This window comes from Bacillus sp. RCC_6_1, from assembly GCF_041360755.1.
GTDB classification, from domain to species: domain Bacteria; phylum Bacillota; class Bacilli; order Bacillales; family Bacillaceae_G; genus Bacillus_A; species Bacillus_A cereus.
The window spans coordinates 733,331-755,327 of sequence record NZ_JBFUPV010000002.1 but is presented as its reverse complement, the minus strand read 5'-3'; the positions used below and the strand labels follow the sequence as shown (position 1 = coordinate 755,327).

The window sequence follows — 21,997 nt, the reverse complement described above, 5'->3', positions numbered from 1 at the left end:
TTCATTTTTCCAAAAAGGGACAGTATCGCCCCCTAATCTAGAAATCACTTCAATAATGGCATTAACCCGCTAGACTCTAACATAATATGTTCACCATCTGTTTCCATTTCTACTGTACGTTTATTCGTTCTATATACCATTATACCGTGCCTTTTTAAGCGTTTCACTACACTTTGGTGAGGATGTCCATACGGATTACTACTCCCGTACGACAAAATAGCAAACTGCGGTTCCACTTTTTTTATAAACGTTTCACTTGTTGAAGTATATGAGCCGTGATGCCCCACTTTTAACACATCTGCATGGACATCAAATTGTTTTAATATTTCATGTTCTGTCCGTACATCCGCGTCACCCATTAATAAAAAATCCGCTTTTCCATATCGCACCTTTAAAACAATTGAGGATTCATTATTTTCATCTTTTGATTTCCCGTTGTTTAATACTTGTATAGAAACATGTGGATCCAGCGGTATATATTGTCCTTCCTTTACTGAAACGAAAGGTATCCCTCTTTTTTTAATATTATTCCGATACGTATGATAAGTAAGAGAACTATATGTTTTTCCGCTATCTAATATAAGCGATACCGGCATTTGCTCTACAATTGGAATTAACCCCCCTATGTGATCCATATCGGGATGCGTACTGACAATTACATCTAAATGATTAATCCCTTTCTCAATTAATTTCTGAATAATAACCTCTCCTGCTTCATAAGGTCCTCCATCAATTAACATTGTTTGTCCATTTGGCATTATAATAAGTGTTGCGTCACCTTGCCCCACTTTTAAAAAGCTCACTTTCATTTTACTAAGATGTTGCCGATGCATATGTAAAGGAGACGTAGTATGAATGGACATCATATACCTTTTAGCTGATGCGCTATTTAAAGAAAAACATAATAAAACAGAAACTAATAATAAAATAATCCGCATACCTCTCATAACTCGTCTCCTTTTTTCATTTAGTATGGCACTGTAAATAATTGATATACAAAAAAAGCTTAGCAAAATGCTAAGCTTTTATTTCGATATCTCTTGTAAGGAACCGAAGAATAAATCTGCTTCATTCATTTGTTCATTCTCTTCAGAAAGCAGTGGTAAATCATCTAATGTTTTCAATCCAAATGTGTCCAAAAATTCTTTTGTTGTTCCGTATAAAATAGGACGCCCTGGTCCTTCTGCTCTTCCCATTTCTTTTATAAGTAAATGTGAAACCAACGTTTGTAACGCCTTATCGGTTTTAACTCCTCTAATCTCTTCCATTTCAGTCCTTGTGATCGGTTGGCGATATGCAACAATCGCTAAAGTTTCGAGGGCAGCTTGTGAGAGTGAAGCAGCTGTTGGTGTATCTATTAATTTTTGATAATATGAAGCATGTTCTTTCTTTGTAGCAAAACGATATACTTTTGCATACTGTACAATTTGCAAACCACGGTTTGCACCTTCACATTCTTGTTGCATTTCTTCTAAAATATTAATTACTTCATTCATTTCAATTTCAAGAACTTTCGCTATTTGTTCTGGATAAATCCCTTCATCACCAGAAACAAATAAAAGGCCTTCAATAATTGACTTTTGTTCTTTCCTATCCATTTCACGAGCTCCTTCCTTCTATTTTCCCATAAAAATACACATCAAAAAACCGAATCACAATTAATGCGTTCGGTTCAATATTTTTTCTCTTGTTCCAAACGATACATTAAAACATAGCATGAGATAAAATGTTCCTATCCCATTTTCACATACTTGCTCTATGCAGATTTATTAGAGCTTGATACGAAAATTTCATCAAAATTATGTTCTTGCTCAATTATGATTTGTTGATTTTTCATAAGTTCCAGAACTGCTAAAAATGTTACAACCATTATTTCACGTTCATCATCAACAAACAAATCGTAAAAACTTTGGCGACCACCCTTTATTTTTAACTGCTTTAAAATATCAGTCATTCGCTGTTCAATTGGTATTTCTTGACGAGTAATACGTGTTGTTACAGGTTTTTTTGCCTTTTTACGGCGCATTAATTTTTGAAATGCTGCTAGCATATCATATAACGTAACATCAAGAGGTAAGCTTGTCTCCTCTTCTTGTTGCAACGATGTAAAGTCAATTGGTGGACGTGTATATAGCTGTGCTCTTTCTTGTTCTCTTTCTTTTAACTCAGTAGCAACTTGCTTATATTTCTTATATTCAATTAACCTCTCCATCAATTCTTGACGAGGATCATCTATAAAATCATCACCGTTATCAAGTACATCTTCTTCATGTTTCGGCAACAACATCTTACTTTTAATTTGTAATAACGTTGCAGCCATTACTAAATACTCACTTGCAACATCTAATTGAAGTTCTTTCATCGTATGCACATAAGATAAATATTGCTCTGTAATATCTGCTACAGGAATATTATATATATCAATTTCATAACGATGTATTAAATGTAACAATAGATCTAACGGCCCTTCAAAAGCCTCTACTTTAAAATTATATTGCACAAAGCATCCCACCACATTTTTTCTATAACAACATAAGTATAGAGCATACTCATGTTCTATCCAACCTTTTTAAGAAATTTAATTAAAAATAGACCGATGCCTATGTCATCATGCCCACCACTTCATATGATAACAGTGTAGTAAGAACAATGTAGGAGGTCAAAAAACTATGGGTCACGTTGATTGTGGTTTTAGCGGTGGGTTCGCATTACTTGTTGTACTGTTTATTTTACTAATTATTGTAGGAGCAGCTTGCTTCTGCTAATATGAACAATAACGGCTAGGGGGAAACCTCCTAGTCGTTTATTGTTCATATTTCTATGATACACTTATATGTATAACCGTTAGATAGGAGCGAGAAAACATGTATCCTACCGAATACATACAATTTTTAATTCATTTCCATGGAGATTATGACTATTTTGAATGCCACGAAATACTAGAAGAGTATTGGAAAACAAAACCAAGAGGTAATCGTGATCATTACTTAGTTGGTCTCATTCAAATCGCAGTTTCTTTATACCACCAAAGACGTGCTAATTGGAATGGTTCCACAAAAATGATGAAAAGCGCAATCATAATTTTAGAAAAAAGCGGTGTACCTTTACAACGTTTAGGAATTAATCAAGTACAACTTCTTTCCTTGCTCAATGAAAGATTGCAATCTATCCATAAAAAAGAACGTTTTTTACCTTTATTTTTACCCTTATCAGATCCATCGTTAGAGAAGCAGTGCATAGAGTTATGTCAAAAACAAAACCTCTCTTGGAAAGACTTGAATGCTATCCCAGGTGAATATATTATAAACAAGCACACTATGCGTGATCGCACAGAGGTCATTACTGAACGAAACGAACAATTACAAAAAAGAAAGCAGAGATAATAAACTACTTATCTCTGCTTTCACGAATGTATATTTTGTTCTAGCCCTTTACATTTTTCGCAAAAACTTGCCGTTTGCTCATTTCCGCAAATTGTAAACTCAAGAAATTTACTCTTTAACTCTTGAACCATCTTCGTCCCAATCCCCACATGACGGTGAGACGGGTTCACACTCAAATGCTGAATTTCTAATACTTGATTCTCTTTTTTTACAATCCCCATTATTCCAACAAAATCTTCATTTTCTTTCCACAAATACAATTGCCAATCATCTTTTGCTTCATATTCTTTCATTGTCAATTGTAATGTTTTCACATCTTTTTCAGTTGGCATAAACGAAAGAAGCCCCATTGCAATTTTTTCATAACTTTTTTTAAAACGAATTAACATAACCCTTATCCCTTCTTACAAAAGTTACAAACTAGTAATCCCCTCAATCACTCTTTTCATATCACATTCATTTTACAATATTTTCAACAGAGTGAGAAGAGTCTAAAACAACTTGATAATCATACAAAGCGAAAAGAAGAAAGTCAAATCTATGTTTCAGCACTATTCCTTTAATAAATAGAGTTAAAAAAAGAAAATTTTATATGGAATGGAAAGAAACATATCATTCAACAGCACTTCATTTATAGTTACCCTAAAGCAGCACAATTCTAGCAAAATTAATATAACAAAAAATATTTATTGAAACATATAATGTAATGTATTCTATGTAATTGGTTAAAGGTTTGTTCTCACAAGCAATATATTTTAGCAACAATACTACTTGTATGATGAGCTGTAGAAGAAGTACTCAATCTCATTAAAAATAAAAAAGAGAGCAAAAGCTCTCTTTTTCCTTACCTTATTCTTCCCAAACTTTAACTTCTTTCATTACATCGCCTTGACGCATTTTTAATACTGTTTCAATACCGCTTGTTGCTTTACCAAATACAGTATGAACACCATCTAAATGCGGTTGTGGCTCATGAACGATAAAGAATTGGCTACCGCCTGTGTTACGGCCAGCGTGAGCCATAGAAAGTGATCCTACAAGGTGTCTATGAGGGTTTCCATCAGTTTCACATGGAATAGAGTAACCTGGGCCACCTGCACCTGTACCTGTTGGGTCTCCACCTTGGCTTACGAAGCCAGGAATAACACGGTGGAATGTCACACCATCATAAAATCCTTGCTCTGCTAATTTTTTAAAGTTTTCTACTGTTTTCGGTGCTTCTTCTGGGAAAAATTCCAAGTCGATTTTTTCACCGTTTTCCATTAATATGTATCCTAAAGTTTTCATGCGTATATGTCTCCTTTCAATTATCTCAGCACTATATTACCACATTCATGACTAGAAACAAAAAGAATCCGACAATCTAGATACTTCTTTTTTGAAATGTGGAAAAAGCTAGGTGACAAATAAGAAATATATACTATAATAACTTTGTTGCCCGAAAATTTTAGAAAGAGAAAGGGAGCGATTTTTCGTGAAAACGAAATTATTAGCTCTGCTATTAGCTGTAACGGTATTTATGATGCCAACAGCTTCATTTGCAGACATCATCGAGGGAGAATCAATTGTTACATTAGGAGAGAACTTATCCGAACAACAAAAACAAGATCTGTTAAAAGAAATGAAAGCACCAAAAGATGCTACAATTATCACTGTATCTAATGCGGAAGAACATAAATTTCTAGAAGGCATTGTTCCAAAAGCACAAATTGGTACGAGAGCAATTTCTTCTTCTATGATTACATACACAAAACCAGGATCTGGTCTTATTGTACGATCAAAGAACATTAACTGGGTAACAGATGCAATGTACACTAACGCTTTGATTACAGCAGGTGTAAAAGATGCAGAAATTCAAATTACTGCACCTTTTAAAGTTTCAGGAACTGCAGCTTTAACTGGATTAATGAAAGCATACGAAACTGCGTCCAATAAACAAATTCCTGAAGAAGTTAAAAAAGTAGCGAATGAAGAAATGGTACAAACAGCCCAGCTTGGTGATAAAATTGGTGAAGAAAAAGCAGTTCAACTTGTTGCAAAAATTAAAGAAGAAATTGCAAAAGAACAGCCAAAAACAACAGAAGATTTACGTTCATTAATTAAAAAAATTGCTGACCAACTCGGCATTACATTAACAGATGAACAGTTAGATAACTTAGTATCGTTATTTGATAAAATGAAAAATCTTAATATCGATTGGAATCAAGTTGGTAGTCAATTAAACAAAGCAAAAGAACATGTTTCTGCCTTTTTAGGATCTGAAGAAGGGCAAAGTTTTCTAGATAAAGTGAAAGATTTCTTCTCAAGTATCATTGATTTTGTTAAATCTTTATTCAAGTAAAAAAGAAGCCCGCCAATGACGGGCTTCTTTTTTATACAAGTAACGGTAATTTCATAACAGCCTCTTCAACCGAACGCACTATATGATTTGCTTTCTCCTTTACATATGGATGGGCATGATGAAGAGTAAATGAATGCGGGGTTACTTCAAACATAGAAATATCATTGAAAGAATCTCCAATACAAGCAACTTCATTTGCTTCAATTTGCAAATAATCCATTAGTCGCTTTAGAGCACTCCCCTTACTCACGCCTCTTGGCATAATATCAACATAGCGTTTACCTGATATAAAAACTTCCGCTTCGCCTTGAAACGTATCTCGTAGCTCTTGATCTAACGTCACAATTTTCTCTTCTTCTCCAAAAACAAACAATTTTGCAGGGTGTACAGTCTTACCAAACTCTTCTTCTAACGCTTCAATTTCAGCGATATGCACGCCCATATATGCTTCAAAATTATGGTGATGTTCATTCTTCCTTTTTGTATATCGCTGCTCATTTGCACAAACAATATCCGCTAGTCCTTTTTTATGTATATATCGATATATTTCCTGGGCAACCACATTTTCAAAACTCGATTCATGAAATAAATTTCCATCTGGAAGTAACATTGTCGCTCCATTTAAGCCAGTTGTGTAATATGGGAATGCAAACCTTTTTACAACTTCATCAATTCTGTGTGTAAAGCGGCCAGAGGCAAAACAAATATTTGTCCCTTTCTCAGCTAACCAACACAGCGCACGTTCATCTTCTTTTTGCATATGATTCACATCGTAAACGAGCGTGTCATCTAAATCACTTACAAATAATTTAATCATGTCCTCTTCCCCTTTCATACACAATATCTACTCTAAGTGTACACAAAAAATGTTTGATTTTTGTTAAAAAATAATAAATTTTTGCTAAAAAAAATAAACGGGTGTATAATCCCGTTTATTTTTGTCTTTTTACATTTTGAGGTCTTACAATACTTGGTCGTACTTTTAAACTAGACATCGTTGGACGGAGTAAAATTTTTGTTAACGCGCCCCAATCAAATGGTAAAAACGGCCATAAATAAGGTGTTTGTAAACTTTTTATAGACGTTAAAAATAAAATTAATATCGTCATACCAATTACAAATCCCATCTCATGGAAGAGACCTGTTAAAATAATAACAAACAATTTCCCAACCTTATTCCCTAATCCTAGTTCATAACTCGGTGTTGCATATGCACCAACCATCGAAACTGCTACATACAAAATTACTTCTGGCACAAACAAACCTACATCAATTGCAATTTGACCAATTAATATAGCGGAAATCAACCCTGCTGCAGACGATAACGGCGTTGGAGTATGAATGGCTGCCATCCTTAAAAACTCAAGTCCGACCTCTGCCATTAACACCTGTAATAAAATTGGTAAATGCGTCATCTTAGTCGGTCCAATAAAAGCAAGATTTGCTGGCAAAAGAGTTGGATCAAATACAAACACTAACCAAAATGGTAATAAAAATAACGAGAATATAACACCTAAAAAGCGCACCCAGCGTAAAAATGTACCGACAGCTGGATTTTGTCTAAACTCTTCCGCGTGCTGTAAATGATGAAAATATGTTGTCGGTGTAATCATAGCACTTGGCGATGTGTCAACAAGTACTAACACATGTCCTTCTAGTAGATGATTTGCTGCTACATCTGGCCTTTCTGTATATCGAATAAGTGGGAATGGGTTATAGCTTTGCTTTACAACAAATTCTTCTACTGTTTTATCCGCCATCGTAATTCCATCTACATCGATGTTATTTAATTCTTGTTTTATAATCTTTACTAAATCTGGATTTGCAACATCTTGAACGTATGTAATACAAATATCCGTTTGCGATCTATCTCCTACTCGAACCATTTCATTTCGAAGACGTGGATCTCGAATTCTCCTACGAATTAACGCTGTATTTACAACGATATTTTCAACAAATCCATCCCTCGCACCTCGTACTACCTTTTCGGTATCCGGTTCTGTCGGTGTTCGCCCTGGATAACTACGAACATCGATCGCGAACGCTTCCGTTTCACCTTCCACAAATATCACGATCAGTCCTGATAATACTTGGAGCATTACCTCATCCATCGTTTTCACTTTACTTACTTGTTGATGGATTAAGCGATTCTCTAAAAGCTTCACTGTATCTTCTTCTACATCCCTTATCTCATTTGTATCCACCGCTTCTTCTAAAATAGGGATAATATAATTTGTATCACAAAGTCCGTTTACAAATAACACACCAATTTCTTTATTCAAAATTTGAAATTTACGAATGCCGACATCGTATGTAACGCCTAGTCCAACTGTCTGCTTTAAATAATTTTCATTGTCACTTATGAAAGTTGATATAGGGATATCCACTTTTTTAGGCTTCGTCATAAAAACCACTCCTTTCCAAAATTAATTGAATTGCTTTCTTCGTAATAGGTGATCCCCTCTCCCATTCATCATTTCCACACATCTTACCAATGTCACCGACTCCAACAATGACAGGAACATTTAAATCGTCTAAACAATATATTGTATCTCCGCTAATCCTGCCAATTTCACCATCTGGAAGTCCAAATTTATCAACACCGTATTCGGTTAAATTCCCGTTCCGATCTACACTTACATCTACACGTGCCCATTCCCAATGATGCGTATTAGACGCTACTGCTAAAATACCGAGCACATCAATTTGTTTATGGGTAGCCACATATTTTAATGCCTTTTCACCAGATCCTTCTCCAATAAATCCACTGTCATCAAACATGACAAATACAGGGTCATATGGCGTTTGCATAATAAGCTCAACAACTTTTTTCCCTGTCAATTTGGTTGGATTACTTTGTGATGCTGAAATACACCTTCCCCCAAATTCCTTCGTTAAAAGCTCAATTGTCCGCTTTGCATATTCATCTCCATCTGTGACCAAAACAACCCTTCGTCTCATTTGTTTTATCCTTTCGGTTTACATATAAGTGCTATAAAAAATGAAAACAATATCGCTGCGGAAATGCCCGCAGACGTTAAACTAAACATGCCAATACCAATTCCTAAATATCCATGTTTTTCTGCTGCATGCATTGCTCCGTGCAATAGTGAATGTCCAAAACTTGTAATAGGGACTGTCGCTCCAGCACCTGCAAATTTTATTAGTTTATCGTACAATCCAAATCCATCTAAAATTGCTCCGATGACTACAAAAGTTGCCATTAAATGAGCTGGTGTTAACTTTACGAAATCTAACAATAGTTGCCCAATTAAACAAATAGCTCCACCTACAAGAAATGCATATATAAAATCCACAATTCACTCTCCTTTAACTCTCTCAAATACGACACCATGTGCAATTGTTGGAATCGTTTCCTTCTGTTGCATCATCATCGGGCTTAATAATGCACCAGTCGCAACGACAAAAATTCGTTGTAAATTCCCTTTTTGCATCTCGTGTAATAAATGGCCATACGTAACAACTGCTGAACAAGCGCAACCACTACCACCTGCAAACACTTCTTCTTGACTTGATTCATAAATCATCAATCCACAATCATTGTATATATGCCCAAGATCATAACCTTCCTCAAGTAAAAGTTGTTTCGCAATCGGCGTCCCAACAGCTGATAAATCACCCGTAACAATCAAATCATAATCATCGGCACTTCTTCTTAAATCTTCAAAATGTTGTTGAATTGTATGAGCTGCTGCTGGAGCCATCGCTGCCCCCATATCCAAAGGATTTGTAATTCCTAAATCTTGCACTTTTCCGATTGTAGCTGACGTAATTTTAATTGCACTTTTTTCATTGCTAATTAATATAGATCCTGCACCAGTCACAGTTGAATTTGCTGTCCCTGGTTTTTGCCCACCGTACTCTGTTGGATAGCGAAATTGTCTTTCAGCCGTTGCATTATGACTGCTTACTGTAGCTAAGACACGATTTGCAAATCCACCGTCTATAAAAGCTGAGCCAACTGCTAAAGTCTCCATAGACGTTGCACAAGCGCTAAACATTCCTAAAAAAGGAATGCCCCACTTACGCGCAACATAATTTGCTGTCACTGTTTGATTTAATAAATCTCCCGCTAAAAAGAAATCAATTTGCGATGTTTTTATATTCCCTTTTTGCACTGCTTGTTGAATTGAGTCTGACATTAATCTTCGTTCGGCGAGCTCCCAATTTTCTTCTCCACAATGCAAGTCATCATATGAAATATCAAATTTTTTCCCAAGAGGGCCCTCAGCTTCTTTCGGACCGACAGCAGTACCCGTTGCATTCACATATATATCATTTTGAAATACCCACGTTTGTTTTCCGGTCAACCTCATACTAGCCCCTCCTTTAAGACATAAAAATTTTAAAGGTATACCTTATTAACCCAATGATATATGCACCAACAACCCCAAATACAATCACACTTCCTGCCAGTTTAAACATATTTGTAGCAATCCCTAGAACAACCCCTTCGCTCTTATGTTCTAAGGCAGCGCTCGCCATAGAATTTGCAAATCCTGTTACCGGTACCGCTGATCCTGCTCCAGCAAATTGACCGATTTTATCATATACACCACACCCTGTTAAAATCGCGGATAATAAAACAAGGGTTGCAACAGTTGGGTTTCCTGCCTCTTGTTCACTGAAGTGAAAATAATGTATATAAAATTTCATCAATACTTCTCCAACTGTGCAAATGAGTCCACCTACAAGAAATGCTTTGATACAATTTAGTAAATAGTTTGGCTTTGGATGATACTCCTTCACTTTATTTATGTAATCATCCTTCAATTTCTGACTTGTCATTTATATACTGCCTCCTACTTTACGAAATAAATCCAGTGAAACAACGATCCTATTACTTTCCCAAGTACAAGAGCAACGAGCAAAACAATAATCTTCCCCTCTACCCCTACTCGTTTCGCTAAAATAGGCAGAACATTTAACACCTCTGTTAATGCCGCAGCAAGCATTCCAATGAACGTGCCACAAAATATCCCTAATATAACGAGCCAATATTGCGACGTTTGAAATGTAATGTTTTTCAAACTGCACCAAGCCCCTGTTAAAGTACCTGCAATGACTGCCCACTCAAAATATTGAATATGCTTTCCACTTCTCGTTAATTGGGCTAAACGGGGGATTATACCAAGTACAGCTAAAAATGCGACATATCCGCTACCTACCGCAATCCCTCCAGCTAAACCAATTAAAATAACAAATCCAGACTCAATCATCGGTAAGTTGTTTCATATTATCCTTGTTTTCATTAACGATTACATACTGATCAAGTGACTGTTGGTATTGAAACATCTCAACTTCTAGCGGACTCGGCTCTTCATTAATTCGCTTTTGAAATACATGATTAAAGAATAAAACCATCCCTAAGCCAAGACCTAAAGAATAAGGAATTTGAAATAAAAGTGGTTGCGCATTAAATTCTCCAGTAATCATGTAATATAACCGTTGATGTACTTGTTGCATACTTACATCTTCATGGAAATAAATGATCGCAAGGGCCGCTCCAATGAAAAGTAACAGCCATACAAGCCCGAAAAAAATTGGGTGTGTCTTCTTTTTTTCGTATATAATTTCAACAAGAGTTTGTCCAGAACCGAGTAAATTAATTTGTAGATGAGATGCTTTCTGTTGAATAATCTCAATTACTTTCATAACATCAATTACAACATGCGTCTTATCATGCGCTGTTATTTTGTAAACTATCTCATTTTGTAACAACTCAACTACGGAAGAATCTCCGGCAAGTTGAGCAACATCGCCCAGCTTTACTTCATAAGTAGGAGAAACTTTTAAACGATTGCGCATTTTAATATAAATCGTTTGTTCCAACTTTCATTCACCCCTTCACTCTTCCTCGTAGTTGTAGTATGGTTATTGAATTTTTTTCTAATACAATTTTTTCATAAAAAAACATCTGCACCATTTCGGTACAGATGTTTTTTACTTATGCCTTTTTCTTAAATAAGTTTGCAATACTTAATGCAAGCCCTCCCCAAATGACTACTATTCCAATAACCATCATCATAATTGCTGATCCACTCATTATGAAACACCTCGATCTTTCCATTCTTTTTCAAGCTTGGCAGAATCCGAATGTATTTGTGCATTCCATTTCTTTAGACTAATAATTAGCGCAACGATAAGGAAGGCTGCTGCTATCGACCAACCATACGTTATAACAAACTCAGTCGGATAATCTCCATAATTCTTTTTAATATTTTGGATTGTACCATCAATTAGCATATACCCTAACATAAGCGGAGTAATAACGAGTAAACTCACTCTCCAAAACGTTCCTAATTTAATATCAGATACAAAGTTTGCATGATTTTGATAAACTGGTAAACGACGTAAAATGAGCCCTATCGTCACTACTTCCGCAAGTGCAATTGTAATTAATCCGAAATTATTAGCGAAATAGTCGACAACATCTAAGAACATAAGCCCACCACGTGTTGCAAATACAAGAGAAACTAACACGAGAAGGGTTCCCATAATTCCAATGGTTTTTTCCCGACTTAAACTGAATTTTTCAGATACAGCGGCAAAACATACTTCCGCGAGTGAAATAAGTGATGTGATTCCAGCAACCGTTAACGATAAGAAAAATAATACACCAAACAACGGTGACATCGGCAATTCATTAATAATTTGCGGAAATACTACGAACGCAAGCCCAACGCCAGCACTTGCTACTTTATCAACCGGTACTCCCATATTATTCGCCATAAATCCAAGAGCTGCAAAGACCCCAATACCTGCTAATAATTCAAATCCTGAGTTTGCAAATCCAGTAATAAAGGCATTATTTGTTGTATCCGAGTTTTTCGGTAAATAACTAGAATACGTAATCATAATTCCAAATGCTAAAGATAAACTAAAGAATATTTGACCATAAGCAGCAAGCCATACTTTCCCATCAAAAATACGACTCCAATCTGGTTTAAAGAATGCATCTAGTCCTTGCATAGCACCTTCCATCGTCACTGCACGAACGACGATAATAAGGAACATAACAACTAATAAAGGAATAAATATACGGTTAACAACTTCTATTCCTTTTTTAACTCCTTTAAATGCAACGCCAAGTACAATAATCCAAACGAGAGCTAATGGAATTAATACTTCCGGTACAAGTCCTCCAAATTGCCCTGGCTTATCTGCAACATGTAAGTACTCTTTAAATAAAAATGATTGCGTGTCTTTTCCCCATGCTCCAGTAATTGCAAAGTATGTATACGATATAGACCAAGCAATAATCACTGCATAATATGTTGAAACGATAAATGTTACGCACATTTGCCACCATCCAATAAATTCGGCACGCGGGCTAATACGGAAAAATGTAAGTGGTGCTGAACCACGATGACGATGACCAAGGGCAAACTCAAACGCTAACAATGAAATACCAGTCGTTAATAATGCAAATAAGTACGGTAAAAAGAATGCTCCTCCTCCATTTTCATACGCTGTATAAGGAAAACACCATATGTTTCCTAATCCAACGGCAGATCCGACCGCTGCAAAAATAAATCCAGCTCTCGTTCCCCATTGTTGCCTCGTTTCCATGTTTCCTTCCCCCTTTATGACAAGTTCATACTTGGATTATATTTTAAATTGACTAAATTATAAATAAATTCTGTTAATTTTTACGAAAATTAACATCTCTCTCCTATTAACGGCATAAAAAAATCGAATAGACAATTATTCGTCTATTCGATCTTTCATCTGTTTTAATATTTTCTTTTCAAGTCTTGAAACTTGTACTTGCGAAATGCCTATGCGCTCTGCTACTTCTGACTGTGTTTGATCTTTATAGTAACGCAAGTATACAATTAAGCGCTCTCGTTCATCTAGTTCTCTAATCGCTTCTTTTAAAGCAATTTTATCGAACCATTTCGTTTCAGATTGATCTGCAATTTGATCTAAAATAGTGATTGGATCTCCATCGTTTTCATATACAGTTTCATGTATAGACGAAGGGGCCCGGCTCGCTTCTTGTGCTAGAACAACTTCCTCTGGCGTTAGTTCTAGTGCCTCTGCCACTTCATTAATCGTTGGAGCCCTTCCGAATTCTTTCGAAAGCTCATCTCTCATCTTTCGAATTTTGTTTCCTGTTTCTTTTAAAGACCTACTAACTTTCACTGATCCATCATCACGTAAGAAACGTTGTATTTCACCAATAATCATTGGAACTGCATATGTTGAAAATTTCACGTCGAAAGATAAATCAAATTTATCTACCGATTTCAAGAGCCCAATACATCCAATTTGAAATAGGTCGTCTGGTTCGTATCCTCGATTAAGAAACCGCTGTACAACCGACCAAACGAGGCGCATATTACTTTGAACGATTGTATCTCTCGCTTGTTGATCTCCATCTTGACTTTTTTGAATTAACGCTTTTAGCTCGTGGTCCTTTAACTGAGGTTTCTTCTTCTCATTTTTGACCTCTATGTCCATAGGCTATTCTCCTTAATTGCATAGAGCGTTACTATTTGATAAGTATTTTGTCAAATGGATTGTTGTCCCGAAAGATTCGTTTGAAATAACTTCTACTTCATCCATAAAATTTTCCATGATAGTAAATCCCATTCCGGAACGCTCTAATTCAGGTTTAGTTGTAAAAAGGGGTTGTCTCGCTTCATCTAAGTTAAAGATTCCAATCCCTTCATCTCGAATCGTGAGTTTCACCATTGCTTCTTCCAAAATTACAGAAATATAAACAATACCTTCTGCATTTCCTTCGTATCCATGAATAATTGCATTTGTAACCGCTTCTGACACAACTGTTTTAATCTCCGTTAATTCTTCCATCGTTGGATCTAGTTGTGCAATGAAAGCCGCTACTGTAACGCGAGCGAACGATTCATTTTGACTTAATGCTGAAAATTGAAGGTTCATTTCATTTCTCATCTATGCCACCCCCAACGTCGCGAGCGCGTGCGCTTCACTTTCTTCTAAGCGAACGATTTTGAATAAGCCCGACATTTCAAATAAACGCTTAACAGGCGGTGAAATTGCACAAACAACCATTTCTCCACCTAATCCCTTTACGTGTTTATATCGGCCTAATATAACACCTAGACCAGAACTATCCATAAAAGATAAGTTCTCTAGGCTCAAAACAATATGATGAACACCATGTGTCTCAATCATATCTGTTACTTTCGTTCGCAACTCTTCAGCCGTATGATGATCTAATTCACCCTCTAGTCTCACACATAGGACGTCACGTTTTACTTCTAATTGCATGGAAAGACTCACACGATTTCCTCCTTATGCTCAAACTTTACTTATTCACATACATAAAGATTTTCGTGATACAAAATAAGAATCCTTCCTGCTGACAAAAGAAGAACTATTTCGTCATAAAGTGAAACCTTTCAGCATTATTCACTTACATACGAATAGAAAAGCGGCAAAATATTTGCCGCTATTTTGATGTTGAAAACATCCCAAAACTTCTTTTAAATAACTCCCACCAGCTCGCTGCAGCAACATCTTCTTTTGCTACAATTGTTTGTTTTAATAAAACATCTTTATCTTTTTTAATAACAAGTGTACCAAGCGCGTCACCTTTTTTAATCGGTGCTTTTACTTTCTTTTCAGCAATTACTTCTTGTTTTACCTTGTCCATATTCTCGCCCTTCTTCATAAGAAGAGAAACATTATCTGATGCAACTAAATCTACTTTTTCTTTTTTCCCTTTCCCTACTTGAACTGTCTTAATTTTTTCGCCGCGCGTATACAATTTCTTTGTCATATATTGACCAAATGCATAGTCAAGAAGCTTCGTCACTTGGTTGTTCCGTTCTTTTGATGTCGGTGCTCCCATGACAACTGAAATGACACGCATGCCATTTTTTTCAGCCGATGCTGTTAAACAATATTTCGCTTCTGTCGTAAAACCTGTTTTTACTCCATCTACGCCAGGATAAAAACGTACTAGCTTATTCGTATTAACGAGCCAAAACTTTTTATCCGTATCTTCACGTAAATAATCTTCGTACTTACCTGTATATTTACGAATAAGTGGATACTTCATCAATTCTCTCGCCATTATAGCCATATCATTTGCTGTCGAATAATGGTCTTTGGCCGGAAGACCTGTTGGGTTTTGAAAATGTGTATTTTTCAGCCCTAGATCTTTCGCCTTTTTGTTCATCATATTTACAAATCCTTCTTCTGAACCTGCGATATGCTCGGCTACTGCAACAGATGCGTCATTTCCAGATGCAATGGCAATACCCTTTAACATCTCATTTACAGTCATCTCTTCCCCAGGTTCTAAAAAGATTTGCGATCCACCCATTGAAGCTGCATGTTCGCTCGCTCTAACTTTATCGGTCAGCTTTAATTTTCCTTTTTCAACTTGTTCCATAATTAAAAGCATTGTCATAATCTTTGTCATACTAGCAGGTGGTAATTTTTCATTTGGGTTTTTATCAAATAAAACTTTACCTGTATCTTGCTCAATTACGATTGCTGACGACGCTTGTTCCGCTAACTTCGGTGTTGTTTCTTCTGTTTTCTCCTGCTTCGTTTTCTCAGATTGTGCGAAACTCACTGAAGTTCCAGAAAGCAATAACATGAAACAAACAAGTATTCCAAAAACTCGCTTCATGACTAACCCTCCATTCTATATCAGACCTATTTTTTCCAATTTACCCTTTTTTAATACCAAATTTTTCTAACATTTTCAGTTGACAAATACATTCGTCCCCTATATTGTATTAATTGTATTACACACAGTAGTACACTTAATACATATGAGGAAGGAGACATTGCTCTTGCATATTCAACTTGACCCAAGAAGCAACACTCCGATATGGGAACAAATTGTTCAAAATATAAAAGAACTCGTATTGAAAAACATGTTGGCTCCAAGTGATAAACTTCCTTCTGTACGCGAACTCGCTTCTTTACTCGTTATAAATCCAAATACAGTGAGTAAAGCGTATCAAGAGTTAGAGCGACAAGGAATTATTGAAACGTTACGAGGAAAAGGAACATTTGTATCCCAATCGATTACCCCAACATTAGACGAAAGGAAAATCGCTATGGTTGAAAAGCAATTTCATCAATTACTATTAGAAGCCTCTTATCTTGGTATTACGAAAGATAAAATTCATGATTGGATAGATTCATACTATAAAGAGATTGGAGGGAATACGGATGTTGAAAGTGACAAACTTGAAGAAAACAATTGATAATCAAACAATTTTAGACGATGTTTCTTTCACATTGCAAAGAGGGAGTATCATCGGATTACTCGGAAGAAACGGTGCGGGGAAAACAACTTTATTGCGAACGATGGTCGGTATTTTAGACCCAGACGAGGGAACTGTTACATATGAAGATACAAACATTCATCAGTTTCCTGAAATAAAGCAAAAAATTGTATATGTTCCTGATTCTACTAATATACTGAACGGCTATACGATAAAAGAAATCGTAAAGTTTTATAAAGAAGTTTATACCGCATTTGATGAAACACATTTCTATGAACTGTTAGAACGTTTTAACTTACCAAATAAACGAATTCGTAGTTATTCAAAAGGAATGAAAGCACTGCTCGCCATCATTTTAGCCGTTTCTACAAAGGCAGAATATATCATTTTAGATGAACCGACAAATGGACTTGATCCTATCGTGAAAAGGAAAATTTTACAGTTTCTCGTTGGAGAAGTTGCAGAAAAAGAGATTACCATTTTCATCTCCACCCACCATTTAGATGAAGTAGAACAAATTGCAGATACAATTATTATATTAAAAGGCCATACTATCTCGTCTATTACATCACTAGACGATGCAAAATCACGATTTGCTAAAATACAAGTTGCTTATGAACGTTCATTACCTCAAAAACTAGAAAACTTAAGCAATATTAAAATATTAAATCAAACAGGAAAAGTATATACAATCTTAATCGAAGGAAATGTGGCTACAACACTGGAGAAGTTTTACAAAGAGCAACCTATACTTATTGAAGAATTAACAATGTCACTTGAAGATGTCTTCGTTACGACACTGGAGGAGGATGAGTATGTTTCATAAAGCGTTGTGGATGTGGAATTGGAAGCGTGGGAAATATGCTGCGTTACTTTTTCTCTTCAGTTCACTTTATTTTTTATCTTTCGAATACTATCAAGAAGCAGAAACTCAACAGTCTCTCTTTCTCCATCCAGAAAAAATAGGTGAAGAAAAGTTCTACTATCATTATTCTTTTTATTCTTCTAATAGCTTTTGGTTAGGTATTATTACAATTATCCTATCCTGTATATTAATTGGCTGGGAGCGAAGTAATCAAAATGGAGATTCACTTATGACATTTCCATTTAAAAGACGTGATATGTTCTTATCGAAATGGGTTTTCGGTGGATTTTTCATTGTACTATCATTTCTAATCAATTGGGGTCTTATGTATTTTATTTATAAATCTACGATTCACTTTGAATATCAATCTTTCGAACCATTTCACCGATATTTCCTGTACGCAATTTTCACATATATCGCTATCTATACTGTCTCTTTATGTATAGGTACATTTACTGGCAGTATTATTTCACAAAGCATCTTCAGCATTACTTTTTGCATAATGGGAATGGGAATCTTTTCACTCTTACTCCTTTTCTTTACAGCTCACGCTGAGGCAATACAGGGGAATAAAAGTTATACGAATTTCGAAAACATTTATAAATTCAATAAAAAGACCAACATTTCAAGCGCTATATTAGACTTTTCAATTAGTTATAATTACCACCCTACTGTCCAATCAGATGAAGATCATGGAAAAGTAATACAAAGGGGACCCACTTTTCATAGTTACTACTCTGCAAAAGTAATACTTGTTCCTATCTTCTATACTATTTCCAGCTTACTAATTGGTATGTTTCTTTATGCACGATCACCTAATGAACATAATAAGAAAATTTTCCTTTTTCCAAAATACAACTCACTCTGGATGTGGGGTACTACCTTTTATTTTGCATTAATAGGTGGGCAAATGTTAAAACGTTTTGATTTATTATTTAGTTACTATGTTGGATTCTTTTTATTTGGAATCGTCACTTATTTTATATTATCACGTCTTACAAACTATAAAGTTTTTTAAAGGAGAGATCCTATGTTTCAAAAAGCATTATGGGTGCATACCTACAAACAAAGTAAATATATTGTTTGGCTATTTTGGTTAGTAAGTTTTTATGTACTATCATATAAATACTATTTAGCAGCTGCCGAGCAATTAAAATATTTTCATGAACATAATGAATGGAAATATATATACCGATATAATTATCAGCTTTCACTTCCCGATGCTATTATGGGTCAAGGAGGACTCCTTATTATATTAGCCTGTATTCTTATTGGATGGGAACGTCAAAATCAATCAAGTGACATTTTATGGTCTATGCCATTTAAACGAACACATCTCTTCATAACGAAATGGCTTTTTGGTGTGTGTAATATTGTAGCTATCGTTATACTAAATTGGGGACTTTTTGCTATTATGAAAAAGACAACCTTTCATAATAAGTATCAAATATTTTCACCATTTCATACTTACTTCTTATACATGGTTATTATCTTAATTGCTATATATACACTTGCATTATGCATAGGAACAATTGCTGGTAATATGATTTCACAAGGATTTTTCAGTGTTGCTATACTTGGATTCCCTTTTATTTTGCCGACTCTAATTGCCGGGGCTATTTCTATTCATACGGTTGGACTTATTTCCAATCATCCCGTCTATACGGAGGAAAATGTAGATCGTTACGGTTCAGTAATAGAAAAAGTGAGTATTTTAGCGCCAGTTCGCGGATTCAATATTAATTTTAATTACGATCCTCAACGTGCTTATACTGATCAACAAGGCGTACGTCATGATGAACCTAATTTTACGTATATTCCTTCAGCAACAAAACTTATCGGTCCAATCGTAAATATACTTATTCTATTACCTTTAGGAATGTACTTATATACAAGATCACCTAATGAACAAAACGGAAACTTTCTATTATATCCGAAGCTTAAAACACTATGTATGATATGTTGTGTAACCTTTATTGGAATGTTTGGAGGAATGGCAGCGGGCGGAAGTCATTCTATCGTAAATTATTATATTGGTTTTATAGGGACCAGTACGATAGTCTACCTACTATTATCTCGCTTATTAAAATTCAAATTTTCTTGGCGTGTGAAATAACCTCCTTTTAAAGGAGGTTATTTCACATTCTCTCTCCTATCCCCATACACCATCTCTTCTTTCATCCCAAATCCATCACCATTTTGCACAATTTGCTCTGTCGGTGCAACTACACTTTCAGCAATTTTCCATTCCCCACGCTCTTTCACAAATACTTGTAGAAAATAGTTCATGCCATCTAATTGATATGCATTTTCTTTTTTCACATTATAGTGAATCGCAATGTAGTACACTTGAATATTTTCTTTTCCTATTTTTGATACGTATTGCGATAGTCTCGGTATATAGAGTGCTGCTTTCTGAAAAGATAGTTGTTTCGCTTTAACAAGCGATGAACTTGTTACATTACGTAATGTGTCCTGATTACGAATATTATCGCTATGGTGGAATAATACTGCGTTTTGCATAGAACGAACCCATAATTTCGAATATAAGACTGTATTATCGGTTTCAATGTACTTCACTTCTTTTCGTACCACTTGGATAGGCGTATCTGCGTACGTAAATGTTTGAAAATAGAAAAAACCACCAAATAAAATGGTAAGTGCAGCAATATATTTCATAATCTTTCCTCCGATCTTTTAATTAAAGTATCGGAGTTTCAAAATATTTTTATTCAAAAGAAAAAGGATAGGAATGCTTTCGCTTCCTATCCTCATTTATTATAATACGCGGCCAAATAGTTCTAAGACCATTTCTATTTCTTGGTCGCTCCAACCTTTAAATCTCTCTTTATAATATTCTTTACGCACAGCTTCAAGTTTTTCAGTTACTTCTCTTCCGTGCTCTGTAATTTCTAAATACACGATTCGACGATCTGAATTAGAACGTTTTCTTTCTACTAATCCTTTTCGTACGAGACGATCTGTAACAGCTGTAATATGACTGGAGGTTACGTTTACTTCACTCGCAATTTGCGAAGCCATCTGTGGACTCTTTAAAAATAACGCACGTAATACAGAAAATTCATTATATGGCATATGTTCTGCAAAACGTGTATTAATATCATTTTGTAATAAACGTATCATTTTTCGAAATGATGCAGATAAATCTAAAATCAGTGTTTCTCTTTTTTCGTTCAATAGCCTCGTCCCTTTTTTATCATATTTACACATATTATAATCTATAAATACCTATGTTGTACATGCTTTCTTTCCTCAACATTCTCATTTATGTAACTTTTTTCATATAAATTTCTTTTTTGTTCACACATATACATATAAAAAGGATGGTGATGGAAAATGCAGGGTGGAATGAATCCTTATTTACACAACGTACGCACAGCTAATACTGGTAAAGAAGCTACTATTACTGTACAAGGCGAAGGCGTTGTCAAAGCAAAACCGAATGTTGTTATATTAACGCTTGGCATTCGAACAGATGATAAAAATGTAAAACAGGCTCAAGAAGAAAATGCAGTGCAATCCAAACAATTGCTGGATGCACTTAAACAGCTTGGTATTGCCGATAAAGATATAGAAACGATTTCTTATACAATTACTCCTCAATACGAATATGTAAATGATAAAGCATTGCTACAAGGATACCGCGTGGAGCATTTGTATGAAATTACCGTTTTAAATGTACAAAAAGCTGGGGAAGTATATGATATAGCCGTTTCAAATGGCGCAAATGTAGCAAAAGGTTTACGTTTCCGAGTATCTCATCCAAATAAATATTATGAGCAAGCTCTCATTCAAGCTCTGCACCAAGCAGTAGAAAAAGCTCGTGCTATTGCGAGTACATATAATTTAAATATTAATCCTGTTCCCCTCTCATTCGTTGAAGAATCTGCCCAATTACCACGGGAGGTTACGTCTTATGCTACTTTACATGCGCAAGCAGCCCCTCCCATTCAATCGGGTGAATTAGAAATCATTTCATCCATACGGGCTATTTTTACGTATTTATAACGAATTCTCTTTACAAGTAAACGTTATCATTTTACTTGTTGTAAAAACATGATGTTCTGATATAATAAAGAACGGTGAGCTCTTACATAAGAGATATCACGGGTGGGAGAGGGATATGAAA

29 protein-coding genes are annotated in these 21,997 nt (G+C 35.4%); 8 read left to right on the top strand and 21 right to left on the bottom strand.

All coding sequences use genetic code 11. The features are described 5' to 3' along the window. Positions 1 to 44: 44 nt before the first annotated feature. The 3 genes from AB6801_RS10125 to scpA all read right to left on the bottom strand — a co-directional run bounded on the left by AB6801_RS10125 (position 45) and on the right by scpA (position 2,500). Complete coding sequence (locus AB6801_RS10125) at positions 45 to 947, bottom strand: ComEC/Rec2 family competence protein (RefSeq protein WP_001214829.1); 903 nt, start codon at positions 945 to 947, stop codon at positions 45 to 47. 78 nt (positions 948 to 1,025) lie between these two features. Then, complete coding sequence (scpB, locus tag AB6801_RS10120; protein WP_000375170.1) at positions 1,026 to 1,598, bottom strand: segregation/condensation protein ScpB; 573 nt, start codon at positions 1,596 to 1,598, stop codon at positions 1,026 to 1,028. 158 nt (positions 1,599 to 1,756) lie between these two features. Next, positions 1,757 to 2,500, bottom strand: coding sequence for a segregation/condensation protein A (gene scpA / locus AB6801_RS10115; RefSeq protein ID WP_001199753.1), 744 nt, complete (start codon positions 2,498 to 2,500; stop codon positions 1,757 to 1,759). Positions 2,501 to 2,669: 169 nt separating this feature from the next. On the opposite strand from scpA, the gene AB6801_RS10110 reads away from it, so the two are divergent. Together AB6801_RS10110 and AB6801_RS10105 are read left to right on the top strand one after the other, a co-directional pair. After that, positions 2,670 to 2,765 (top strand): YjcZ family sporulation protein, encoded by a 96-nt coding sequence (locus AB6801_RS10110; RefSeq protein WP_000510194.1) that lies wholly within the window; start codon positions 2,670 to 2,672, stop codon positions 2,763 to 2,765. A gap of 99 nt (positions 2,766 to 2,864) precedes the next feature. Beyond that, complete coding sequence (locus AB6801_RS10105) at positions 2,865 to 3,383, top strand: DUF309 domain-containing protein (protein WP_000283588.1); 519 nt, start codon at positions 2,865 to 2,867, stop codon at positions 3,381 to 3,383. A 20-nt stretch (positions 3,384 to 3,403) separates the two neighbouring features. Here AB6801_RS10105 and ribT read toward each other — a convergent pair whose 3' ends face one another. Continuing rightward, positions 3,404 to 3,772, bottom strand: coding sequence for a GNAT family N-acetyltransferase RibT (ribT, locus tag AB6801_RS10100; protein ID WP_000908401.1), 369 nt, complete (start codon positions 3,770 to 3,772; stop codon positions 3,404 to 3,406). A gap of 460 nt (positions 3,773 to 4,232) precedes the next feature. Next, positions 4,233 to 4,670: a peptidylprolyl isomerase gene (locus AB6801_RS10095; RefSeq protein ID WP_000853782.1), complete on the bottom strand. Its 438-nt coding sequence runs from the start codon at positions 4,668 to 4,670 to the stop codon at positions 4,233 to 4,235. A 187-nt stretch (positions 4,671 to 4,857) separates the two neighbouring features. On the opposite strand from AB6801_RS10095, the gene AB6801_RS10090 reads away from it, so the two are divergent. Beyond that, positions 4,858 to 5,724 (top strand): DUF1002 domain-containing protein, encoded by an 867-nt coding sequence (locus AB6801_RS10090; RefSeq protein ID WP_000850515.1) that lies wholly within the window; start codon positions 4,858 to 4,860, stop codon positions 5,722 to 5,724. A gap of 31 nt (positions 5,725 to 5,755) precedes the next feature. Here AB6801_RS10090 and AB6801_RS10085 read toward each other — a convergent pair whose 3' ends face one another. The 14 genes from AB6801_RS10085 to dacF all read right to left on the bottom strand — a co-directional run bounded on the left by AB6801_RS10085 (position 5,756) and on the right by dacF (position 16,375). Next, positions 5,756 to 6,559, bottom strand: a complete 804-nt coding sequence (locus tag AB6801_RS10085; protein ID WP_002062280.1) for a Cof-type HAD-IIB family hydrolase — start codon at positions 6,557 to 6,559, stop codon at positions 5,756 to 5,758. 97 nt (positions 6,560 to 6,656) lie between these two features. Further along, positions 6,657 to 8,129: a spore germination protein SpoVAF gene (gene spoVAF, locus AB6801_RS10080; protein ID WP_000165596.1), complete on the bottom strand. Its 1,473-nt coding sequence runs from the start codon at positions 8,127 to 8,129 to the stop codon at positions 6,657 to 6,659. After that, on the bottom strand, positions 8,116 to 8,685 hold the full coding sequence (spoVAEA, locus tag AB6801_RS10075) for a stage V sporulation protein SpoVABEA (protein ID WP_001254415.1): 570 nt from the start codon (positions 8,683 to 8,685) through the stop codon (positions 8,116 to 8,118). The genes spoVAF and spoVAEA overlap by 14 nt, the downstream gene beginning before the upstream one ends. Before the next feature lie 5 nt (positions 8,686 to 8,690). After that, the gene (gene spoVAE, locus AB6801_RS10070) at positions 8,691 to 9,041 is read right to left on the bottom strand and encodes a stage V sporulation protein AE (RefSeq protein ID WP_000345904.1); all 351 of its coding nucleotides are present in this window, start codon (positions 9,039 to 9,041) and stop codon (positions 8,691 to 8,693) included. 3 nt (positions 9,042 to 9,044) lie between these two features. Continuing rightward, positions 9,045 to 10,061 carry a stage V sporulation protein AD gene (gene spoVAD, locus AB6801_RS10065; protein WP_001241163.1) on the bottom strand — a complete coding sequence of 339 codons (1,017 nt, stop codon included), beginning with the start codon at positions 10,059 to 10,061 and terminating at the stop codon, positions 9,045 to 9,047. 13 nt (positions 10,062 to 10,074) lie between these two features. Then, on the bottom strand, positions 10,075 to 10,533 hold the full coding sequence (gene spoVAC, locus AB6801_RS10060; protein ID WP_000203810.1) for a stage V sporulation protein AC: 459 nt from the start codon (positions 10,531 to 10,533) through the stop codon (positions 10,075 to 10,077). Between the two features lie 14 nt (positions 10,534 to 10,547). Beyond that, complete coding sequence (gene spoVAB, locus AB6801_RS10055; RefSeq protein ID WP_000572936.1) at positions 10,548 to 10,964, bottom strand: stage V sporulation protein SpoVAB; 417 nt, start codon at positions 10,962 to 10,964, stop codon at positions 10,548 to 10,550. After that, a complete protein-coding gene (locus AB6801_RS10050) occupies positions 10,957 to 11,577 on the bottom strand; it encodes a stage V sporulation protein AA (protein ID WP_000438366.1) in 621 nt (206 codons plus the stop codon). Before AB6801_RS10050 ends, spoVAB begins: the two co-directional genes overlap by 8 nt. 115 nt (positions 11,578 to 11,692) lie before the next feature. Further along, entirely contained in the window at positions 11,693 to 11,791 is a 99-nt protein-coding gene (locus AB6801_RS10045) for a methionine/alanine import family NSS transporter small subunit (protein ID WP_000016826.1), read from the bottom strand. After that, complete coding sequence (locus AB6801_RS10040; protein WP_098851744.1) at positions 11,791 to 13,317, bottom strand: sodium-dependent transporter; 1,527 nt, start codon at positions 13,315 to 13,317, stop codon at positions 11,791 to 11,793. Before AB6801_RS10040 ends, AB6801_RS10045 begins: the two co-directional genes overlap by 1 nt. A 135-nt stretch (positions 13,318 to 13,452) precedes the next feature. Next, positions 13,453 to 14,211, bottom strand: coding sequence for an RNA polymerase sporulation sigma factor SigF (gene sigF, locus AB6801_RS10035; protein WP_000350729.1), 759 nt, complete (start codon positions 14,209 to 14,211; stop codon positions 13,453 to 13,455). A gap of 12 nt (positions 14,212 to 14,223) precedes the next feature. Next, positions 14,224 to 14,664: an anti-sigma F factor gene (gene spoIIAB, locus AB6801_RS10030; RefSeq protein ID WP_001243398.1), complete on the bottom strand. Its 441-nt coding sequence runs from the start codon at positions 14,662 to 14,664 to the stop codon at positions 14,224 to 14,226. Beyond that, positions 14,665 to 15,015, bottom strand: a complete 351-nt coding sequence (gene spoIIAA, locus AB6801_RS10025) for an anti-sigma F factor antagonist (RefSeq protein ID WP_000059135.1) — start codon at positions 15,013 to 15,015, stop codon at positions 14,665 to 14,667. 169 nt (positions 15,016 to 15,184) lie between these two features. Beyond that, positions 15,185 to 16,375 (bottom strand): serine-type D-Ala-D-Ala carboxypeptidase DacF, encoded by a 1,191-nt coding sequence (dacF, locus tag AB6801_RS10020; RefSeq protein WP_000831998.1) that lies wholly within the window; start codon positions 16,373 to 16,375, stop codon positions 15,185 to 15,187. Positions 16,376 to 16,541: 166 nt separating this feature from the next. On the opposite strand from dacF, the gene AB6801_RS10015 reads away from it, so the two are divergent. From AB6801_RS10015 to AB6801_RS10000, 4 genes are read left to right on the top strand one after another with little or no spacing between them, the layout of a single operon-like run. Next, on the top strand, positions 16,542 to 16,961 hold the full coding sequence (locus AB6801_RS10015; RefSeq protein ID WP_000548027.1) for a GntR family transcriptional regulator: 420 nt from the start codon (positions 16,542 to 16,544) through the stop codon (positions 16,959 to 16,961). After that, the gene (locus tag AB6801_RS10010) at positions 16,927 to 17,808 is read left to right on the top strand and encodes an ABC transporter ATP-binding protein (RefSeq protein ID WP_000922108.1); all 882 of its coding nucleotides are present in this window, start codon (positions 16,927 to 16,929) and stop codon (positions 17,806 to 17,808) included. The genes AB6801_RS10015 and AB6801_RS10010 overlap by 35 nt, the downstream gene beginning before the upstream one ends. Continuing rightward, a complete protein-coding gene (locus AB6801_RS10005; RefSeq protein WP_000468528.1) occupies positions 17,798 to 18,865 on the top strand; it encodes an ABC transporter permease in 1,068 nt (355 codons plus the stop codon). The genes AB6801_RS10010 and AB6801_RS10005 overlap by 11 nt, the downstream gene beginning before the upstream one ends. Positions 18,866 to 18,877: 12 nt before the next feature. Continuing rightward, positions 18,878 to 19,963: an acetoin ABC transporter permease gene (locus AB6801_RS10000; protein WP_098340819.1), complete on the top strand. Its 1,086-nt coding sequence runs from the start codon at positions 18,878 to 18,880 to the stop codon at positions 19,961 to 19,963. A gap of 17 nt (positions 19,964 to 19,980) precedes the next feature. Here the strand turns inward: AB6801_RS10000 and AB6801_RS09995 are convergent, their stop codons facing one another. Then, a complete protein-coding gene (locus AB6801_RS09995) occupies positions 19,981 to 20,526 on the bottom strand; it encodes a hypothetical protein (protein ID WP_000873785.1) in 546 nt (181 codons plus the stop codon). Positions 20,527 to 20,625: 99 nt separating this feature from the next. Further along, entirely contained in the window at positions 20,626 to 21,045 is a 420-nt protein-coding gene (locus tag AB6801_RS09990; protein ID WP_001003305.1) for a MarR family winged helix-turn-helix transcriptional regulator, read from the bottom strand. A gap of 159 nt (positions 21,046 to 21,204) precedes the next feature. Here AB6801_RS09990 and AB6801_RS09985 point away from each other — a divergent pair, with 159 nt between their 5' ends. Beyond that, on the top strand, positions 21,205 to 21,876 hold the full coding sequence (locus AB6801_RS09985) for an SIMPL domain-containing protein (RefSeq protein WP_001161448.1): 672 nt from the start codon (positions 21,205 to 21,207) through the stop codon (positions 21,874 to 21,876). The last annotated feature ends 121 nt before the right edge of the window (positions 21,877 to 21,997 follow it).

Excerpts from the sequence above, each read along its gene's own strand:
- spoVAC (WP_000203810.1), bottom strand. The coding sequence starts at position 10,533 with ATGACAAGTCAGAAATTGAAGGATGATTACATAAATAAAGTGAAGGAG.
- AB6801_RS10005 (WP_000468528.1), top strand. The coding sequence starts at position 17,798 with ATGTTTCATAAAGCGTTGTGGATGTGGAATTGGAAGCGTGGGAAATAT.
- spoIIAB (WP_001243398.1), bottom strand. The coding sequence starts at position 14,664 with ATGAGAAATGAAATGAACCTTCAATTTTCAGCATTAAGTCAAAATGAA.
- spoVAF (WP_000165596.1), bottom strand. The coding sequence starts at position 8,129 with ATGACGAAGCCTAAAAAAGTGGATATCCCTATATCAACTTTCATAAGT.
- AB6801_RS10000 (WP_098340819.1), top strand. The coding sequence starts at position 18,878 with ATGTTTCAAAAAGCATTATGGGTGCATACCTACAAACAAAGTAAATAT.
- dacF (WP_000831998.1), bottom strand. The coding sequence starts at position 16,375 with ATGAAGCGAGTTTTTGGAATACTTGTTTGTTTCATGTTATTGCTTTCT.
- spoVAB (WP_000572936.1), bottom strand. The coding sequence starts at position 10,964 with ATGATTGAGTCTGGATTTGTTATTTTAATTGGTTTAGCTGGAGGGATT.
- AB6801_RS10085 (WP_002062280.1), bottom strand. The coding sequence starts at position 6,559 with ATGAAAGGGGAAGAGGACATGATTAAATTATTTGTAAGTGATTTAGAT.
- scpB (WP_000375170.1), bottom strand. The coding sequence starts at position 1,598 with ATGGATAGGAAAGAACAAAAGTCAATTATTGAAGGCCTTTTATTTGTT.
- AB6801_RS10125 (WP_001214829.1), bottom strand. The coding sequence starts at position 947 with ATGAGAGGTATGCGGATTATTTTATTATTAGTTTCTGTTTTATTATGT.
- spoVAD (WP_001241163.1), bottom strand. The coding sequence starts at position 10,061 with ATGAGGTTGACCGGAAAACAAACGTGGGTATTTCAAAATGATATATAT.
- AB6801_RS10105 (WP_000283588.1), top strand. The coding sequence starts at position 2,865 with ATGTATCCTACCGAATACATACAATTTTTAATTCATTTCCATGGAGAT.
- AB6801_RS09995 (WP_000873785.1), bottom strand. The coding sequence starts at position 20,526 with ATGAAATATATTGCTGCACTTACCATTTTATTTGGTGGTTTTTTCTAT.
- ribT (WP_000908401.1), bottom strand. The coding sequence starts at position 3,772 with ATGTTAATTCGTTTTAAAAAAAGTTATGAAAAAATTGCAATGGGGCTT.
- AB6801_RS10045 (WP_000016826.1), bottom strand. The coding sequence starts at position 11,791 with ATGAGTGGATCAGCAATTATGATGATGGTTATTGGAATAGTAGTCATT.
- spoVAEA (WP_001254415.1), bottom strand. The coding sequence starts at position 8,685 with ATGAGACGAAGGGTTGTTTTGGTCACAGATGGAGATGAATATGCAAAG.
- AB6801_RS10110 (WP_000510194.1), top strand. The coding sequence starts at position 2,670 with ATGGGTCACGTTGATTGTGGTTTTAGCGGTGGGTTCGCATTACTTGTT.
- AB6801_RS10095 (WP_000853782.1), bottom strand. The coding sequence starts at position 4,670 with ATGAAAACTTTAGGATACATATTAATGGAAAACGGTGAAAAAATCGAC.
- AB6801_RS09985 (WP_001161448.1), top strand. The coding sequence starts at position 21,205 with ATGCAGGGTGGAATGAATCCTTATTTACACAACGTACGCACAGCTAAT.
- AB6801_RS10010 (WP_000922108.1), top strand. The coding sequence starts at position 16,927 with ATGTTGAAAGTGACAAACTTGAAGAAAACAATTGATAATCAAACAATT.
- sigF (WP_000350729.1), bottom strand. The coding sequence starts at position 14,211 with ATGGACATAGAGGTCAAAAATGAGAAGAAGAAACCTCAGTTAAAGGAC.
- AB6801_RS10040 (WP_098851744.1), bottom strand. The coding sequence starts at position 13,317 with ATGGAAACGAGGCAACAATGGGGAACGAGAGCTGGATTTATTTTTGCA.